Source organism: Pseudomonas sp. R15(2017) (genome assembly GCF_002112685.1).
Taxonomy (GTDB): domain Bacteria; phylum Pseudomonadota; class Gammaproteobacteria; order Pseudomonadales; family Pseudomonadaceae; genus Aquipseudomonas; species Aquipseudomonas glycinae.
Window position 1 is genome coordinate 142,548 of sequence record NZ_NEII01000001.1, and the last position, 16,480, is coordinate 159,027.

A 16,480-nucleotide genomic window follows, 5' to 3' on the forward strand; every position below is an offset into this window, starting at 1 on the left:
CTTTGAATGATGCAAATGAGTACAAATATTTCACGACTTTCGTTATATCGTAACGATATGTGCAGTGAGCCAAGGGTTTTGGGGGGATATGCAAGTCGATCTGGATGAAGGCACGCCGGTCACCGGGTTGCCGCGCTTTCAGCAAGCGGCGACGCAGGGCCGGCGCTTGCGTCGCCTGGCGATCGGTCTGGCTGCGTTGGCCGGTGCAGGGTGGGTGCTGGCATTTTTTGTCGGGCTGTTTGCGCCGCAATCGCTGTGGCCCGCGCTGCTGGTCAATCAGAGCGCGGCACTGCTGGTGCTGGTGGCCGGGCTGCAATCGGCGTGGTGGGTGACGCAATGGCGGGCGCGGGTGATCAATCCCGTGGTGCCGGTGACGGCTGCTGAAGAACCTGCGCCAGAAGGCTGGTACGAGCGACTGCTGGATCGCATGAGCCAGCGCAGTCTGCAGCTGCTCGGGCAGATCGGCGCAGCCACGTTGTGGCTGGGCGGGTGGTCGTTGCTGGCGCTGTTAAGCATCGAGCAAATGTGGAATCTGACGCTGCCGGCGGCGGGTGTGGGGGTGTCCGCCACGGTCGGCGCGGCCATCGCGTTGCTCTTGGCGTTCGCTCTGCTGGTACTGGAGCGACAGCTGGCGCAGGAAAACCCGGCGCAATGGCCCGAGGCCGGAGCGCTGGCGCAGCTGACTCGAGTGGCAATCATCAGTCTGGTGCTGGGCGCGCTGTGTTTGTTGTTCGCCAGTGACAGTGCAATCTGGCCGGTGCGGCTGGCAGTGTTGATTGGCATTTTGCCGGGGTTGGTTGCTCTGGAATTGCTGCTGCGTGCGCTGCTGTCGCTGTTCAGCCCGCGCCGCGAGCAACTCGAACCGGTGCTGCTGGCCCGCAGTTTTGTCGCTGATCTGCTGCGTTGGCCGCCACAACCGTTGCTCGCGTTGCAGCATGAACTGCATAACCGCTTCGGCATCGATCTGCGTCAGATCTGGGCCTTCAGTTACATGCGCCGCGCGTTCTTGCCGGTGTTGGTGCTGGTAGCAACGGTGGGCTGGTTGCTCACCGGCCTTCACGAAATTCCGATGCAAAGCCGTGGCATCTACGAGCGCTTCGGCAAACCGGTGCAGGTGTTCGGGCCGGGGCTGCATGCGGGTTTGCCCTGGCCACTGGGGCGTGTGCTGAATGTTGAGAACGGCGTGGTGCATGAACTGGCGACCAGCGTCGGCGAGAACCCGGCACCCGTGCAGTTGGACCCGGCAGAAGGCCCGGCGCCACTCACCGCCAACCGTTTGTGGGACGCCAGCCACGTCAATGACAAGTCACAGGTGATCGCCAGCAGCCGTGGCGATCAGCAGAGCTTTCAGATCGTCAACATGGACGTGCGCTTCGTCTATCGCATCGGTCTGAGCGATCAAGCCGCGCTGGCCGCCACTTACAACAGCGCCGATGTGCCGACGCTGATCCGCAGCACCGCCAGCCGGATTCTGGTGCATGACTTTGCCTCGCGTACCCTCGACGGATTGCTCGGCGAGGACAGGACCGGGCTCGCCGAAGAAATCGGCCGCGCCGTGCAAAGCGATCTGCAGAAACTCGACAGCGGTGTGGAAATTCTCGCCACGGTAGTCGAAGCGATTCACCCACCGGCCGGGGCGGCCAATGCCTATCACAGCGTGCAGGCGGCTCAGATCGGTGCTCAGGCGTTGATCTCCCGCGAGCGCGGTGCCGCTGCCGAAGCGAGTAATCAGGCGCAGTTGCAGGCCAGCCTCGCGCGGGACCAGGCCAGTGCCAACGCCCACGAAATCAATGCCACCGCCCGGGCGGCGGATCTGAAATTCAGCGCCGAACAAAAAGCCTACGCCAGCGCCGGCCAGGCCTTTGTGCTGGAGCAATACCTCAGCCAACTCAGCCAGGGTTTGAGCAAAGCCAAACTGTTGGTACTCGACCATCGCCTGGGCGGCAGCACTAACGCACCGACCATCGACCTGCGTACGTTCACGCTGCCGGTAGATCCGGCGCGCACCACCGCTCAGCCAGGAGCCACCCATTGAGCCAGTCGCACACTCACGATCACCATGACCACAGCGGCCACGATCATGCTCATGGCGGCGGTCATCACCATCACGGGCATCATCACCATCACCACGGTGCGCCGGAAGAGGCGGGGCCTTTTCCGTGGAAACGCATGGGCTGGGCGGCATTGCTGGTGGCGTTTGCCATCGCGGCGGCGAGCCTGGTGCAAGTGCGCTCCGGTGAAGCCACGGTCATCACCCGTTTCGGCAACCCGTCCCGCGTGTTGCTGGAACCGGGACTGAGCTGGCGTTGGCCGGCGCCGTTCGAAGCGGCGATCCCGGTGGATCTGCGTTTGCGCACGACCTCCAGCGGCTTGCAGGATGTCGGCACCCGCGACGGTCTGCGCATCATCGTGCAGGCGTACGTGGCCTGGCAGGTGCAGGGCGATCCCGACAACGTGCAGCGCTTTATGCGCGCGGTGCAGAACCAGCCGGACGAAGCGGCGCGGCAGATTCGCACGTTTGTCGGCTCGGCACTGGAAACCACGGCCAGCAGTTTCGATCTGGCCAATCTGGTGAACACCGATGCCAGTCAGGTTCGCATCGCCGATTTTGAAGCGCAGTTGCGTCAGCAAATCGATCAGCAACTGCTCGCCACTTATGGCGTTCGCGTGGTGCAGGTGGGCATCGAACGGCTGACATTGCCATCGGTGACCCTGACCGCAACGGTTGACCGGATGCGCGCAGAGCGTGAAACCATCGCCACCGAACGCACTGCCATCGGCAAACGTGAAGCGGCGCAGATCCGCTCCGCCGCCGAACGCGATGCGCGAATCGTGCAAGCCGATGCCACGGTGAAAGCCGCCGATATCGAAGCCCAATCGCGGGTGGAATCGGCGCAGATTTACGGGCGTGCTTACGCCGGTTCGCCGCAGCTGTATAACTTGCTTCGTTCGCTGGACACCCTCGGCACTATCGTTTCGCCAGACACCAAACTGATCCTGCGCACCGACGCCGCGCCATTCCGGGTGTTGGTCGACGGTCCGCCGAATCTCGACAGCAAGAGCGGATTGCAGCCATGAATGAAGTTCCACGTGGAACACATTCGCTGAACAGTCCGTGGATTCAAGCAGGACGTTTGGCGTTTTTCGCGCTGTACGCGGTAACCGTGCTCGCGGCATTGGCCTGGGCATTTTCCAATGTCCGGCAGATCGATCCGCAAAACCGAGCGGTGGTTTTGCATTTCGGAGCGCTGGATCGCATTCAGAATGCCGGGCTGTTGTTGGCGTGGCCGCAGCCGTTCGAACAGGTGGTTTTATTGCCGGCGGCGGATCGGGTGATCGAGCGCAGAGTGGAAAACTTGCTGCGCAGCGATCAGGCCCTGCAGGCGGATCGCGTGGCAACCTTCGCCACGCCGCTGAGTGATGCGCTGGCCGGTTCCGGTTATCTGCTCACCGGTGATGCCGGTGTTGTGCAGCTGGATGTGCGGGTGTTCTACAAAGTCACCGATCCCTATGACTTCGTACTGCAAGGCGAACATGTGCTGCCGGCGCTGGATCGAGTGGTAACGCGTAGCGCAGTCGCACTGACGGCAGCGCGGGATCTGGACACGATTCTGGTGGCGCGACCGGAGTTGATCGGCGCTGATAATCAGGCTGCCGAACGTCGTGAAAGGTTGCGCGGTGACCTGGTGCAAGGCATCAACCGACGTCTCGCCGAGTTGAAGGCGAGCGGGCAGGGCATCGGCATCGAAGTGGCGAGGGTCGATGTGCAATCGAGTCTGCCGGAGCCGGCGGTGAGTGCGTTCAACGCCGTCCTCACCGCCAGCCAGCAAGCCGACAAAGCGGTCGCCAATGCCCGCACGGAAGCTGAGAAACTCACCCAGTCCGCCAACGAGCAAGCCGACCGCACGCTGCAAGTCGCCCACGCCCAGGCCGGTGAGCGCCTGGCCAAAGCCTCCGCCGACACGGCGACGGTGTTGAGTCTGGCCAAGGCGCAACAGCAGGGCACGGACCCGCAACTGCTGTTGCGTCTGTACCGCGAGCGGATGCCGAAGATTCTCGGTCAGGCCGGTTCGGTGACCACGGTTGATCCGAAAGACGATTCACGCCTGATCATTCAGGGAGCCAGCCAATGACTGCAACCACCTCCGCTCCGAGCCTGTTGTCCTCGGCCGAACAACGCCGCGCCGCGCGCCAGTTGACCCTGGCGATGCTCGCCCTCGGCTTGCTCGGTCTGGGGCTGATCTGGCGCTGGCTGATGCCGGAGCAAACCGGCGTCAGTCAGTTGTTGCTCGGATTCGCTTCTTTATTAGTCGCGGTGCCGGTAATGCGTTCGGCGTGGTTCAGCCTGCGTTATCCGAGCCTGCACGGCATCACCGACCAGTTGATCGCCCTGGCAATGATAGGAGCCTGGGCCACGGGTGATCTGCTCACGGCCGCGTTGTTGCCGATCATCATGATCTTCGGCCACGTGCTGGAAGAGCGCAGTGTGATCGGTTCCCAGGAAGCGATTCATGCCCTCGGCCAATTGACCCGCAGCCATGCGCGCAAGGTGCAGGCGGACGGCTCGATCATCGAAGTCGACAACGGCACGCTCAAGGCCGGCGATAACGTCGAAGTGCGCGCCGGGGATCGGGTGCCGGCGGACGGTCGGGTTTTATCCGGCCAGGCCAGCCTCGACACGGCGTCGATCACCGGTGAGTCGGTACCGGTGGAGGCGGGCGTCGGCATGGCGGTGTTCGGCGGCGCGATCAACCTCGACGGGTTGCTGCGAATCGAAGTGACCCGTACCGGGGATGAATCTACCCTCGGCAAAGTCATCGCGCTGATGCAGAACGCCGAACGCTCCAAGCCACCGATCACCCGTTTGCTTGAACGTTATGCCGGCAGTTACATGGTGCTGGTGTTGCTGCTCGCGGCGGTGACCTGGTTCATCACCAACGATGCACAGGCGATGCTCGCGGTGCTGGTGGCGGCATGCCCATGCGCGCTGGTGTTGTCAGCGCCGGCCACGGCGATTGCCGGGGTGGCGGTGGCGGCGCGGCACGGGATTCTGATTCGCAGTTCGGCATTTCTTGAGGAGCTGGCTGATCTCACTTCGCTGGTCGTCGACAAGACTGGCACTCTGACTTACGGCACGCTGCGCTTGCAGTCGATCAACAGCCCGCGAGCGGATCACGGGTCGGTGATGGCGCTGGCTGCAAGCCTGGGTGCGGCGAGCAGCCATCCGGTCAGCCGCGCGCTGGCCGGACTGGTCAGCGCGGAACAGGTGCTGGTGCTGACCGATATTCATGAGCGGCAGGGGTTGGGCGTGGTCGCCGGGACGGAGCAAGGCGAGGCCGCGCTCGGGCGCCCGGAGCTGTTTGCGCAGTTGGGCATCCCGACCACGGCGATCCCCGAACACGATGGCCCGATTGCCGGGTTGGCATTGAACGGCGAATTCCTCGCCTGGCTGTTGCTGGCCGACACCGTCAAACCGGAAGCGCGATTTGCGCTGAGTGAACTGCGTGACCTCGGATTGGGACGACAACTGCTGTTGACCGGTGACCGGCAAAGCGTCGCGCAGACACTGGCCAAGGATGTCGGCCTGCACGAAGTCGAAGCCCAGGCGTTGCCCGAAGACAAACTCAATCGAGTGCTCAAGGAAATCGACAACGGCTTCCGGCCGATGGTGGTCGGCGACGGGATCAATGACTCGCTGGCGCTCAAAGCGGGAGTGGTCGGTGTGGCGATGGGCGCGGGTGGCGCGGACATCGCGCTGGCCTCCGCCGATATCGTGCTGATCGGCAGCGACCTGCGTCGGCTCGGCACCTGCGTGCGCCTTAGTCGTCAGTGTCGACGGACCTTGCAAGTGAACGTGATCATTGGCCTGGGCTGGACGCTGGCCATTGTGGTGTTCGCGGCCTTCGGCTGGCTCGGTGCAGCGGGGGCGATGATCGCTGCATTGCTGCACAACCTGAGCACGTTGCTGGTGCTGGGCAATGCCGGTCGCCTGCTGCGGTTTCAGGAGCCGCTGCTGAAGCTGAAGGCGTCGGACTGATCATTTTTCGAACTGTGCGCCGCCCTCGCAGTCATTTGAGAAGGCGCACTGAAGCAAGGATGACAGCGCCATTACAGCCTGTGCGGCTGATAGTCGGCGACTATCAAATCGATAGCCTGCTAATTTTCAAGGATGGTCTACCCTCAGATCAGACGTCTGAAACCAGGGGGATATTCCATGCTCGCGCAACTTCCACCGGCCTTACAGAATCTGCAGCTTCCGCTGCGCCTGCGACTCTGGGACGGCCATGAATTCAATCTGGGCCCGGCGCCCAGCGTCACCATCGTGGTCAAGGACCCGTTGATGGTGTCCCAGTTGACCCATCCAAGTCTCGACGCGCTGGGGGCGGCGTTCGTCGAGGGAAAACTCGAACTGGAGGGCTCGATCAGCGAAGTCATCCGGGTGTGCGATGAGCTGAGCTCCGCGCTGCTCGATGAAGACGAGGACAGTCAGCCGGTGCGTACGCTCCACGACAAGGAAACCGACGCCAAAGCCATTTCCTATCACTACGACCTGTCCAACGCGTTCTACCAGCTGTGGCTGGACAGCGACATGGCGTATTCCTGCGCGTATTTCGAAACCGGCAGCGAATCCCTGGAGCAAGCCCAGCAAGCCAAGTTCCGACACCTGTGCCGCAAGCTGCGTCTGCAGCCCGGCGACTATTTGCTGGACGTTGGTTGCGGTTGGGGTGGACTGGCGCGTTATGCCGCCCGTGAGTTCGGCGCCAAGGTCTTCGGGATCACCCTGAGCAAAGAGCAACTGGCGCTGGCCCGTGAGCGGGTCAAAGCCGAGGGGCTGGAAGATCAGATCGAACTGCAACTGCTCGACTACCGCGATCTGCCCCAGGACGGGCGTTTCGACAAAGTGGTCAGCGTCGGCATGTTCGAGCACGTCGGCCACGCCAACCTCGCCGAATACTGCAAAACCCTGTTCGGCGCGGTGAAAGAGGGCGGTCTGGTGATGAATCACGGCATCACCGCCAAGCACACCGATGGCCGCCCTGTGGGGCGCGGCGCCGGGGATTTCATCGAGAAATATGTGTTCCCCAACGGCGAGCTGCCGCACCTGGCGATGATCTCGGCCGAGATCAGCGAAGCGGGTCTGGAGATTGTCGACGTCGAGAGTTTGCGCCTGCATTACGCACGCACTCTGGACCACTGGAGCGAACGGCTGGAGGACAACCTTGAAGCCGCCGCGAAACTGGTGCCGGACCAGGCGTTGCGTATCTGGCGTCTGTACCTGGCGGGCTGCGCTTATGCATTCGCTCGCGGCTGGATCAATCTGCACCAGATCCTCGCTGTGAAGGCCCATGCCGACGGCAGCCATGAACTGCCGTGGACGAGGGACGACATCTACCATCCTTGAACCTAGAGAATCGGTGAAATAAGCCGGGCGATCCGCATGCCGACCTGTTGCAGGCGGTGGATCTCCCGGCTTTCTTCTTTGGCGACCTCGTAGGCCAGGGCGAAGTCGTCGTTGAGCATCTGTTCCACGCTGGCGGCGAATTCGCTGTCGACGGTCAGCAGCATCACCTCGAAATTCAGCCGGAACGAACGATTGTCCAGATTGGCGCTGCCGATGGCGCTGATTTCGCTGTCGATCAACACCACTTTCTGATGCAGGAACCCCGGTTCGTAGCGGAATACCCGCACGCCGGCGCGTACCGCTTCGAAGGCGTAAAGGCTGGAGGCGGCGTAGACGATGCGGTGGTCGGGACGCGAAGGCAGCAACAGGCGCACGTCGACCCCGCGCAAAACTGCGAGGCGCAACGCCGCGAACACGGCTTCGTCAGGAATGAAGTAGGGGCTGGTGATCCACACGCGTTCGGTGGCGGCGTGGATGGCCTCAACAAAGAACAGCGAGCAGGTTTCGTAAGCATCCGCCGGGCCGCTTGCAAGCAATTGGCAAAGCACGCCGTCATCCGGGTAAGCGTCCGGCAGGATCAGCGGCGGCAATGTCCGCGCGGCCCAGAACCAGTCTTCGGCAAACGACTCCTGCATGCACGCCACCACGGGGCCGCGCACCTGGACGTGGGTGTCGCGCCACGGTGCCAGCGGTGGCTTTTCACCCATGTATTCGTCGCCGACGTTGTGACCGCCGACAAACCCGATCAGCCCGTCGACCACCACGATCTTACGGTGGTTGCGAAAATTCACCTGGAACCGATTGAGCCAGCCGCTGCGGGTGGCGAACGCCTTGACCTCGACGCCGCCGTCGCGCAGCGCCTGCACGTAGCTGTGGGGCAGGGCATGGCTGCCGATGCGGTCGTAGAGCAAATGAATCACCACGCCTTCGGCCGCTTTTTTCAGCAACAGGTCGCGTAGGCGCTGACCAAGACGATCGTCGTGAATGATGAAAAACTGGATCAGCACCGCTTCCCGCGCCTGGTCGATTGCGTGGAAAATCGCCTCGAAGGTGGCCGCGCCATTGATCAGCAATTGCACTTCATTGTTGGCCAGGCACGGCATGCGCCCCAGCTTCGGCATCGCGCGCAATGAGTCGTAAGCATTCGAGGCGCGGGCGGTCAGGGCTTCTTCCACCCACGGCCGCCAGTTGAGTTCGGAAATCGCCAGGCGCATCTGTTCGTTGGCCTGGCGGCGGGCCTTGATGTAGCCATCGAAGGTGCTGCGGCCGAACACCAGATAAGGAATCAGGGTGAGGTAGGGAATAAAGATCAGCGACAGCGCCCAAGCGATCGAGCCTTGGGCGGTGCGGACGGTCAACACGGCATGGATCGCGGCGATCGAGCCGAGGGTGTGTATCAGGGCGATCAGATAACCGAAAATGTGCGGTCCGAAATAATCCATGGGGCAACCTTGCTCCTGAAGATTCAATGCTTAACAGACCATGTTCCATGGCGATTGTCGCTATTTGTTTTCACGCCGCCAGCGCCTGCCATGAACCGAAACGGGCGGCCGGCGTCTAACGGCCACTACTGATCAGGAGTTTTTCAATGAACGTTCGTCTGCTGGGTTTGGCGCTGGGCCTGGGTTTGGCCTTGCCGGTGGTTGCTCAGGCGCAAATGCTGCAGCCGGGGTTGTGGGAAATGACGTCGAGCAATGTGAAGGTCGACGATCAGGTGATGGATGTGCAATCGATCCTCGGTCAGATTCAAGGCCAGATCACCCCGCAGCAGCGGGCTGAACTGGAGAAGCAGGGGATCAACATCGGCGGCAAGGGCATCCGGGCCTGCCTGACGCCACAGCAGGTGGCGACCAACGATATTCCGTTGGCGGACCCACAGTCGGGCTGCAAGCAGCAGATCACCGAGCGCGTCGGCAACCAGTGGAAATTCCGCTTCAGTTGCCCGAAAGCCCAAGGCACCGGCGTCGCGACGTTCCTCAGTGATCGTGAGTTCACCACTGTCGCCAACGGTACTTTCAATGCGATCGGGATCAACCAGAAGGGCAGTCTGGAAACCCGGGCGGTCTGGCTGGGTCAGGATTGCGGCACCGTCAAACCGAGAGCGTAAATCAAACCGCCTCCACATCGAGTGGAGGCGGTTCTTTTTTTCAGCGCATGAACCGCAGCGGCAATCCCTGGCAGTTGTCATGGATCCGATGGTCATGCCACGCGATCTGCCCTGACACCATCGTCGTGCTGACCCGATGCCGAAAGCTACGCTGAGCGAACGGCGTCCAGCCGCATTGCGACAGAACCGGCTGGCGTGAAACCGCGACACCTTTTGGCTCCGGTTGAATCAACACCAGATCCGCCCAATACCCCTCACGCAAATATCCGCGATCCGGAATGGCAAACAGATCTGCCACCCGGTGACTGATCTTGGCCACCAGCGTGGTGATCGGCAGCACGCCATCCGCCACCAGTTCCAACAACGCCGGCAGCGCGTGTTGCACCAATGGCAGCCCGGACGGTGCCTGTTCATACGCTTGCTGTTTTTCCGCCCAGGTGTGCGGTGCGTGATCGCTGCCGATCACGTCCAGTCGATTGCTCAGAAGTGCCTGGCGCAGGGCGTCACGATCGCTCCGGGACTTGATCGCCGGGTTGCATTTGATCAGGTTGCCGAGGTTCGGATAGTCACGTTCATCGAACAGTAAATGGTGCAGGCAGACTTCGGCGGTGATGCGTTTTTGCGTCAGCGGTTTATCTTCGAACAGGGCCAGCTCGTGGGCCGTGGTCAGGTGCAGGACGTGCAGGCGAGTGCCGTGACGTTTGGCCAGATCCACTGCCAGAGACGATGAGCGAAAGCAGCTGTCGGCATTGCGGATCTGCGCATGGGCATCGGGTGGCAGTTGGTTGCCGTACCGCTGACGCAGGTTCGCGGCGTTCGCTTCGATGCTCGGCGTGTGTTCACAGTGGGCCAGCAGAATCGTCGGCACTTCAGCGAACAGGCGCTCGAGGGTGTGCGGGTCGTCCACCAGCATGTTGCCGGTGGACGCGCCCATGAACACTTTGACCCCGGCCACTTCGCTCGGGTTGAGTGCTGCGACCGTGTCCAGATTGTCGTGACTGACGCCAAAGTGAAAACCGTAGTTGGCCACCGAGTTGATTGCTGCCCGGCGTTTTTTGTCGGCCAGCGCTTCAAGGGTGAGGGTGGCAGGGTGGGTGTTGGGCATGTCCATGAAACTGGTGATGCCACCGGCCACGGCTGCACGGGACTCGGTGTGGACGCTGCCCTTGGCCGGCGCACCCGGCTCACGGAAATGCACCTGGTCATCAATCATCCCCGGCAGCAGCCATTGGCCGGTGGCGTCGATTTCCCGGGTCGCGTTTTCACCTTCGATGCTGCCGGCGATCTTGACGATGCGTCCGTGGCTGACCAACAGATCGGCATCGAACTCACGCCCTTCGTTCACCAGCCGCGCATTGCGAATCAGCACACTGCTCATGATTCAGAACTCGTTCTGCAAGGCTTTGTAGCCGCGCACCAGGTCGACGTTGGTGCGCGCCACGTCTTCGGAAAACTCCGAAGCGCTGACGCTCACTGGCGGGAATTGTGAGAGGTCGGTTCCCGGGCCGATGCGGGTGGTGGAGGGCACGTAGAACGCGTCCGGCAGATCCCGACCGTCAACCACCGAGTTGTGTCGCACCACGCAACCGTTGCCGACCACGCAGTTGAACAACACGCTGTTGAAGCCGATGAACACCCGGTCGCCGACCGTGCACGGGCCATGCACGATCGAGCGGTGGGCGATCGAGCTGAATTCGCCAATGGTCACCGCCGCGCCGGATTTGGAGTGGATTACCACGCCGTCCTGTATGTTCGAATTGGCGCCGATGGTGATCGGTTCCATCTCGCCCGTGGCGTCTACTTCATCGGCGCGGATCACCGCGTACGGGCCGACGAACACGTTTTCACCGATGACGACTTTGCCGCAGATGATTGCGGTTTTATCGACGTAGGCAGACTCGGCAATCTGCGGCAAATCACCGGAAGGGTTTTTACGGATCATGGTTGGCTCAGGGCTTGGTGGAGGGTGTTGAGGTTGTATTCGAACAGCCCGGTGAAGGTGCTGGCCGGGCCGCTGGCGGCGAGGGCGTCGGAGTACAGCGTGCCGCCGATGTGCGCGCCGCTTTCGTCGGCGATCTGTTTCAGCAGTCGCGCGTCCTTGATGTTTTCCATGAACACCGCTTTGACTTTGGCCTGACGAATCTGGGTGATCAGCGCGGCGACTTCGGCAGCGGAAGGTTCGCGTTCGGTGGACAGACCTTGTGGCGCCATGAAGTCGATGCCGTAGGCCTGACCGAGATAACCGAACGCGTCGTGGCTGGTGACGATCTTGCGGTTGCCCGGCGGCAGTGAACCGAGCTTGGCTTTCGCTTGGGCGAGGAGGGCGTAGATCTGTTTCAGGTAAGCCTGGCTGTTGCGCTCGTAGTCGGCTTTGTTGGCCGGGTCAGCAGCGATCAGCGCTTTGGTGATGTTGGCGACGTACAGCTCGGCATTCGCCAGGTTGTGCCACGCGTGAGGGTCGGGGACGGTTTCGCCGTCCTCATCCAGCGAGCGCGGAATCACGCCGCGACTGGCGCAGATCACCGGGGCTCTGGTGTCGGTGCTGGCGATCAGCCGATCCAGCCAGGGCTCGAAACCCAGTCCGTTCTTGATGATCAGCTTTGCCTTGAGCAGTGCCTTGGCGTCATCTGGAGTGGGTTCGTAAGTGTGGGCATCGGCGTCAGGGCCGACCATGTTGGTGATCTGGATATGCTCGCCGCCGACCTGATGCACCATGTCGGCAAGGATGCTGAAACTGGTGACCACCGGCAGTTTTTCCGCCGCCGATAACGACATCGACAGCATCAGGCTGAACAGCACGAGTAGAGCGCGCATCGGGAAACACCTCATTGGGATGTAAGCAAAGGCGGGCGGCGCAACAGACCGTGAACCGGTCCGAACACCACGGAAAACAGGTAACCGCCACCGGCGACCAGCACGATGGCCGGGCCACTGGGCAGCGAGTAGTGGAACGACAGCAACAGTCCAAGCCATACCGAGGCGCAACCGATGAGCGCGGCGATGGCGATCAGGATCGGCAGGCGTCGGCTCCAGAAGCGCGAGGCGGCGGCAGGCAGCATCATCAGCCCGACCACCATCAATGCACCGATCGCCTGAAAGCCGATCACCAGATTCAGCACCACCAGCGTCAGGAACACGCCATGGGCGACGGGTCCGAGCCGGCTGACCGTGCGCAGGAAAAACGGATCGAGCGTGTCGAGTAGCAACGGTTTGTAGATCAGCGCCATGGCCATCAGGCTGAGCGCCGATACCCACAACATGCCGTTGAGGGTCGGCCCGTCTACCGCCAAGGCAGAGCCGAACAGCAGGTGCAGCAAATCGAGTCGCTTGCCGGCGATGCCGAGAATCAGCACACCGCTGGCCAGCGAGATGGGATAGATGGCCGCGAGGCTGGCGTCTTCGCGCAGGCCGGTGCGTCGAGTGATCCACGCGGCAAGTCCGGCCATGCTCAGACCGGCACCGAGTCCACCGAGGGTCAGCGCCGGCAGACTCAGTCCGGCGAACCAGAACCCCAGTGCGGCGCCGGGGAGGATGCCGTGGGCGACGGCGTCACCGATCAGGCTCATTCGGCGCAGGATCAGAAACACGCCCAGTGGTGCCGTACTGCACGCCAATCCCAGACCGCCGAGCAGGGCCCGACGCATGAAGACGAACTCGTGGAACGGTTGCCATAAATGGCTCAACGTCAGCATCAGGCCACCTGCGTGTGAGGTGTTTGCTGGATGAGGTCGGCACTGCTGCCGAAAGCGCAGCCGCTCTGTCTGATCAGCAAGGTCTGTGGAATGTGTTGGCGCACGGCGGCAAGGTCATGGCAAACCACGACCAGGGTTCGTCCTTGTTCATGCCAGGCGTGCAGGTGTTGCCACAACAGTGTCTGACCCACTTCGTCTAGCGCGGCATGGGGTTCGTCGAGCAGCAGCAACGGTGTGTCGGCCAGACTCAGTCGAGCGAGTAGGGCGCGTTGCAGTTCCCCGCCGGAGAGAGCCATCAAGGGACGATGTTCCAGTCCGCTCAGGTGCCAGTCTTCCAGTGCGGATTCGAGACGTTGGGCTCTCAGTTGCGACGACAGTCGGCGTCCCCAGAAACCGGCCGCCACCAACTCTTGAAGACTGATCGGGAACTGTCGATCCAGATGCTGTTGCTGAGGCAGGAAGGACAAACCGCTTTGGCGTGGAACACCCAGTTCGACTTTGCCGGCCAGCGGTCTCTGCAAACCAGCGATGACTTTGAGCAGGCTGCTTTTGCCGCTGCCGTTGACGCCGATGATTGCCGTCAGACTGCCGTTTTCCAACCTCAGGTTGAGCGGTGCAGTGAGCGGTTGGCCGGGTATCCCCCAGCTCAGGTTGTGGCAGCGAATCATGGCTGCTCCCGGCGCCAATGACTCTCGGCGACGGCGTCGTGAGCATGAAGGCTTTCGGCGTGGATGACTCGTACGTGGAATTCGCTGATACCGGGTGAACGACGCAGTGCCAGGTTCAGGCGTCGGGCGGCGTCTTCGCAGAACATCAGGTTCTGGCCGTTGGCGAGGGCGAAGGCCTGTTCGTCGGCGCGTTTCACAGCGGTTTGCACGGCGGTGCCGAGGGCTGCTTCGGCGTCGTTGATGATAGACGTCAGCGGTAGTTCGTCGACGAATTCATCCAGGTGCAAATGCAACTGGGCGGTACTGCGCTGGCTGTGAGGTGTGGCCACGATGCCTTGTACCGAACCCAACCAGGTCAACACATCGGCGTGTTGCAGTGGCTTGTTGGCAAAGTCGTCGACGAATTGTTGCTGGATCAACTGCCTCGCCAATGCTGCAGAACATGGGCACGTTGAGGAATACGCGACGTCGATTTTCAGTTCCACGTGGAACACTTTGTTTTTTAGCTGGGCTGAAACGGTGATGGGATAGGTTTTCCATCCCGCCAAAGGACTGGCCAATGCCGGTCTTCTGAGCAGTAAATCGGTGTGGATATTCAGATAAGCGGCATCGGACAGATCTTCGTGGCTGTCGAGAAAACCCTGCAGAACCTGGCGTAGGAGAGCGGGAGAAAGGTTCTGCTGCTCCAGCGCTTCCAGCCCCAGATAGAGCCGCGACATGTGAATGCCGCGTGCATCTCCATCATCCAGACTGACGCCTGCATCCGCTTTGGCAGCCAAGCGTTGGCCTTCGATAAACACAGGTAGTGCGATGCCGCACATCCCCACCCATTCGAGAGGCAGGGCCTGGCGGGCGGCTTGCGCCGCGACATCCGGCAAAGTCAGCGCGTTCATGAGCTGTTCCATCATGGTGATTGAATTAGATGTTACATTATAACAATTCAAACCACGATGCCTTTTTCATGAACAGGCTTTCATATGCACAGACGTCACTTGCTCAACATGATGCTGGCCAGCGCGGCCTTTTTTTTGCCTTTCTCGGTGTCCGCCACGCAAATACGCAATGCGCGGCTTTGGCGTTCGGATGACAAGCTTCGGCTGGTGTTCGATCTGAGTGGTTCCGTGAGCTACAAGACCTTCACCTTGAGTGCGCCTGAAAGGTTGATCATCGATATGAGCGGGGCCAGTCTGAGTGGGGATTTCAGCCAGTTGGCGTTATCCGGCACTCCGATTCGCTCAATTCGCTCCGGGCACTTTGGCCAGGGGAACACCCGGATCGTGCTGGATCTAAGCAGCCCGGTGCAGCTCAATTCATTCTTGCTGGCGCCTCAGGATGGGCAAGGACATCGCCTGGTTCTGGATTTGATGAGCGCATCAGCAGGAGTTCCGGCGAGCGTTCCACGTGAAACACCCCAAGAAAAATCTCACCCCAAGCGCGACATCATGGTGGTGGTCGACCCAGGTCATGGCGGGAAAGATCCGGGTGCAATCGGCGCCAAAGGCGAGCGAGAAAAGGATGTGGTGCTGTCCATCGCGCAACTGCTCGCACGTCGGCTTAAGCGAGAGAAAGGCTTTGATGTGAAGCTGGTGCGTAACGACGACTTCTTCGTCCCGTTACGCAAGCGCGTGGAAATCGCGCGTCAGCACAAGGCCGACATGTTCATCTCGGTACATGCCGATGCTGCGCCGCGTCTGACGGCCTCCGGGGCGTCGGTGTATTGCTTGTCCGAAGGCGGCGCTACCTCCGCCACCGCACGGTTCATGGCGCAGCGTGAGAACGGTGTGGATCTGCTCGGCGCAACCAGCCTGCTCAATCTCAAGGACAAGGACCCGATGCTCGCTGGCGTGATCCTCGACATGTCGATGAACGCAACCATCGCCGCCAGTTTGCAACTTGGAAGCACAGTGCTGGGCAGCCTGGCCGGCATCACCACGCTGCATCAAAAGCGCGTGGAACAGGCTGGATTTGCCGTTCTGAAGTCGCCGGATGTGCCGTCAATCCTGGTGGAAACCGGGTTCATTTCCAACCCGCGGGACAGTCAGCGTCTGGTAACCGCGCGTCATCAGCAGGCCGTGGCAGACGGTTTGTTTGAGGGCTTGCAGCGCTATTTCCAGAAGAATCCGCCTGTCGACAGCTACATGGCCTGGCAGCAAGAGCAGAAAGGATCGCGGGTTTAGCAGCCAGTGATCCGGCTGCAGGTGAACTTCGCACTGCTGCCGCCTGAGCTGGAGAACCGATTGATCGTCGTCCAGCCCACGCGGCGGTTGTAACCAACCCAGGCTTCTCCATCAGATGCGATGCCGGTGAAGAACGTCAGCTGGCCATAGCGGCTGTTGGTTTGTGCCCAGTAGCGGTTTCCCGCTTTCTCGAATCCGCGCAGGTAAATCGTGCTGCCGACGGTGTTGACGCTGTAGGCGTTGCCGTTGTCATCGATGCACGCCAACAGGTTTGCGCTGCGCGTGCAATTGGCGAGTCCCGGCACTTGTGCTTCGGCCTTCAGCGTCAGCAATGTCAGGCAGATAAAAGAGTATTTCAGCGCGGTTTTCATGATGTGACTCGGCGATGAACTGATTGCAGCTTCCGGCCCTTTGTCACTTTGGGCAAGAAGAGA

15 protein-coding genes are annotated in these 16,480 nt (G+C 61.4%); 7 read left to right on the forward strand and 8 right to left on the reverse strand.

Translation table 11 applies throughout. The annotated features are described in order from the left end of the window. Window positions 1-88 precede the first annotated feature (88 nt). From hflK (CAF77_RS00670) to cfaB, 5 genes are all read left to right on the forward strand, one after another. Window positions 89-2,035, forward strand: coding sequence for a protease modulator HflK (gene hflK / locus CAF77_RS00670; protein ID WP_085653921.1), 1,947 nt, complete (start codon window positions 89-91; stop codon window positions 2,033-2,035). Next, entirely contained in the window at window positions 2,032-3,078 is a 1,047-nt protein-coding gene (gene hflC / locus CAF77_RS00675) for a protease modulator HflC (protein WP_085653922.1), read from the forward strand. The genes hflK (CAF77_RS00670) and hflC overlap by 4 nt, the downstream gene beginning before the upstream one ends. Beyond that, on the forward strand, window positions 3,075-4,133 hold the full coding sequence (gene hflK, locus CAF77_RS00680) for a protease modulator HflK (RefSeq protein ID WP_064379703.1): 1,059 nt from the start codon (window positions 3,075-3,077) through the stop codon (window positions 4,131-4,133). The genes hflC and hflK (CAF77_RS00680) overlap by 4 nt, the downstream gene beginning before the upstream one ends. After that, on the forward strand, window positions 4,130-6,037 hold the full coding sequence (locus tag CAF77_RS00685; protein ID WP_064379706.1) for a heavy metal translocating P-type ATPase: 1,908 nt from the start codon (window positions 4,130-4,132) through the stop codon (window positions 6,035-6,037). Before hflK (CAF77_RS00680) ends, CAF77_RS00685 begins: the two co-directional genes overlap by 4 nt. 177 nt (window positions 6,038-6,214) lie before the next feature. Further along, the gene (gene cfaB / locus CAF77_RS00690; RefSeq protein ID WP_064379710.1) at window positions 6,215-7,402 is read left to right on the forward strand and encodes a C17 cyclopropane fatty acid synthase CfaB; all 1,188 of its coding nucleotides are present in this window, start codon (window positions 6,215-6,217) and stop codon (window positions 7,400-7,402) included. A gap of 2 nt (window positions 7,403-7,404) precedes the next feature. On the opposite strand, the gene cls is transcribed toward cfaB, so the two are convergent. Then, on the reverse strand, window positions 7,405-8,844 hold the full coding sequence (gene cls, locus CAF77_RS00695; protein WP_064379711.1) for a cardiolipin synthase: 1,440 nt from the start codon (window positions 8,842-8,844) through the stop codon (window positions 7,405-7,407). A 146-nt stretch (window positions 8,845-8,990) separates the two neighbouring features. Between cls and CAF77_RS00700 the strand changes: the two genes are divergently transcribed. Continuing rightward, the gene (locus CAF77_RS00700) at window positions 8,991-9,509 is read left to right on the forward strand and encodes a DUF3617 domain-containing protein (RefSeq protein WP_007954220.1); all 519 of its coding nucleotides are present in this window, start codon (window positions 8,991-8,993) and stop codon (window positions 9,507-9,509) included. 40 nt (window positions 9,510-9,549) lie between these two features. Here CAF77_RS00700 and CAF77_RS00705 read toward each other — a convergent pair whose 3' ends face one another. Genes CAF77_RS00705 through folE2 form a run of 6 tightly spaced genes read right to left on the reverse strand, consistent with a single transcriptional unit; the run spans window position 9,550 to window position 14,762 of the window. Further along, complete coding sequence (locus tag CAF77_RS00705) at window positions 9,550-10,887, reverse strand: dihydroorotase (RefSeq protein WP_064379713.1); 1,338 nt, start codon at window positions 10,885-10,887, stop codon at window positions 9,550-9,552. 3 nt (window positions 10,888-10,890) lie between these two features. Beyond that, window positions 10,891-11,451, reverse strand: a complete 561-nt coding sequence (locus tag CAF77_RS00710) for a carbonate dehydratase (RefSeq protein ID WP_011336655.1) — start codon at window positions 11,449-11,451, stop codon at window positions 10,891-10,893. Next, the gene (locus CAF77_RS00715) at window positions 11,448-12,323 is read right to left on the reverse strand and encodes a metal ABC transporter substrate-binding protein (RefSeq protein WP_064379714.1); all 876 of its coding nucleotides are present in this window, start codon (window positions 12,321-12,323) and stop codon (window positions 11,448-11,450) included. The genes CAF77_RS00710 and CAF77_RS00715 overlap by 4 nt, the downstream gene beginning before the upstream one ends. 11 nt (window positions 12,324-12,334) lie before the next feature. Further along, window positions 12,335-13,201 carry a metal ABC transporter permease gene (locus CAF77_RS00720; RefSeq protein ID WP_064379715.1) on the reverse strand — a complete coding sequence of 289 codons (867 nt, stop codon included), beginning with the start codon at window positions 13,199-13,201 and terminating at the stop codon, window positions 12,335-12,337. Further along, window positions 13,201-13,869, reverse strand: coding sequence for a metal ABC transporter ATP-binding protein (locus tag CAF77_RS00725; RefSeq protein WP_064379716.1), 669 nt, complete (start codon window positions 13,867-13,869; stop codon window positions 13,201-13,203). Before CAF77_RS00725 ends, CAF77_RS00720 begins: the two co-directional genes overlap by 1 nt. Continuing rightward, window positions 13,866-14,762: a GTP cyclohydrolase FolE2 gene (gene folE2 / locus CAF77_RS00730; protein WP_064379717.1), complete on the reverse strand. Its 897-nt coding sequence runs from the start codon at window positions 14,760-14,762 to the stop codon at window positions 13,866-13,868. The genes CAF77_RS00725 and folE2 overlap by 4 nt, the downstream gene beginning before the upstream one ends. Before the next feature lie 84 nt (window positions 14,763-14,846). On the opposite strand from folE2, the gene CAF77_RS00735 reads away from it, so the two are divergent. Then, the gene (locus CAF77_RS00735; protein ID WP_064379720.1) at window positions 14,847-16,046 is read left to right on the forward strand and encodes an N-acetylmuramoyl-L-alanine amidase; all 1,200 of its coding nucleotides are present in this window, start codon (window positions 14,847-14,849) and stop codon (window positions 16,044-16,046) included. Here the strand turns inward: CAF77_RS00735 and CAF77_RS00740 are convergent. Continuing rightward, on the reverse strand, window positions 16,043-16,417 hold the full coding sequence (locus CAF77_RS00740) for a hypothetical protein (protein WP_064379721.1): 375 nt from the start codon (window positions 16,415-16,417) through the stop codon (window positions 16,043-16,045). The genes CAF77_RS00735 and CAF77_RS00740 overlap by 4 nt on opposite strands. Window positions 16,418-16,480 lie beyond the last annotated feature (63 nt).

Coding starts and splice junctions, on each gene's coding strand:
- CAF77_RS00710 (WP_011336655.1), bottom strand. CDS start 11,451: ATGATCCGTAAAAACCCTTCCGGTGATTTGCCGCAGATTGCCGAGTCT.
- CAF77_RS00705 (WP_064379713.1), bottom strand. CDS start 10,887: ATGAGCAGTGTGCTGATTCGCAATGCGCGGCTGGTGAACGAAGGGCGT.
- CAF77_RS00740 (WP_064379721.1), bottom strand. CDS start 16,417: ATGAAAACCGCGCTGAAATACTCTTTTATCTGCCTGACATTGCTGACG.
- CAF77_RS00720 (WP_064379715.1), bottom strand. CDS start 13,201: ATGCTGACGTTGAGCCATTTATGGCAACCGTTCCACGAGTTCGTCTTC.
- CAF77_RS00735 (WP_064379720.1), top strand. CDS start 14,847: ATGCACAGACGTCACTTGCTCAACATGATGCTGGCCAGCGCGGCCTTT.
- cfaB (WP_064379710.1), top strand. CDS start 6,215: ATGCTCGCGCAACTTCCACCGGCCTTACAGAATCTGCAGCTTCCGCTG.
- CAF77_RS00685 (WP_064379706.1), top strand. CDS start 4,130: ATGACTGCAACCACCTCCGCTCCGAGCCTGTTGTCCTCGGCCGAACAA.
- CAF77_RS00725 (WP_064379716.1), bottom strand. CDS start 13,869: ATGATTCGCTGCCACAACCTGAGCTGGGGGATACCCGGCCAACCGCTC.
- hflK (WP_064379703.1), top strand. CDS start 3,075: ATGAATGAAGTTCCACGTGGAACACATTCGCTGAACAGTCCGTGGATT.
- CAF77_RS00700 (WP_007954220.1), top strand. CDS start 8,991: ATGAACGTTCGTCTGCTGGGTTTGGCGCTGGGCCTGGGTTTGGCCTTG.
- folE2 (WP_064379717.1), bottom strand. CDS start 14,762: ATGAACGCGCTGACTTTGCCGGATGTCGCGGCGCAAGCCGCCCGCCAG.
- cls (WP_064379711.1), bottom strand. CDS start 8,844: ATGGATTATTTCGGACCGCACATTTTCGGTTATCTGATCGCCCTGATA.
- hflK (WP_085653921.1), top strand. CDS start 89: ATGCAAGTCGATCTGGATGAAGGCACGCCGGTCACCGGGTTGCCGCGC.
- CAF77_RS00715 (WP_064379714.1), bottom strand. CDS start 12,323: ATGCGCGCTCTACTCGTGCTGTTCAGCCTGATGCTGTCGATGTCGTTA.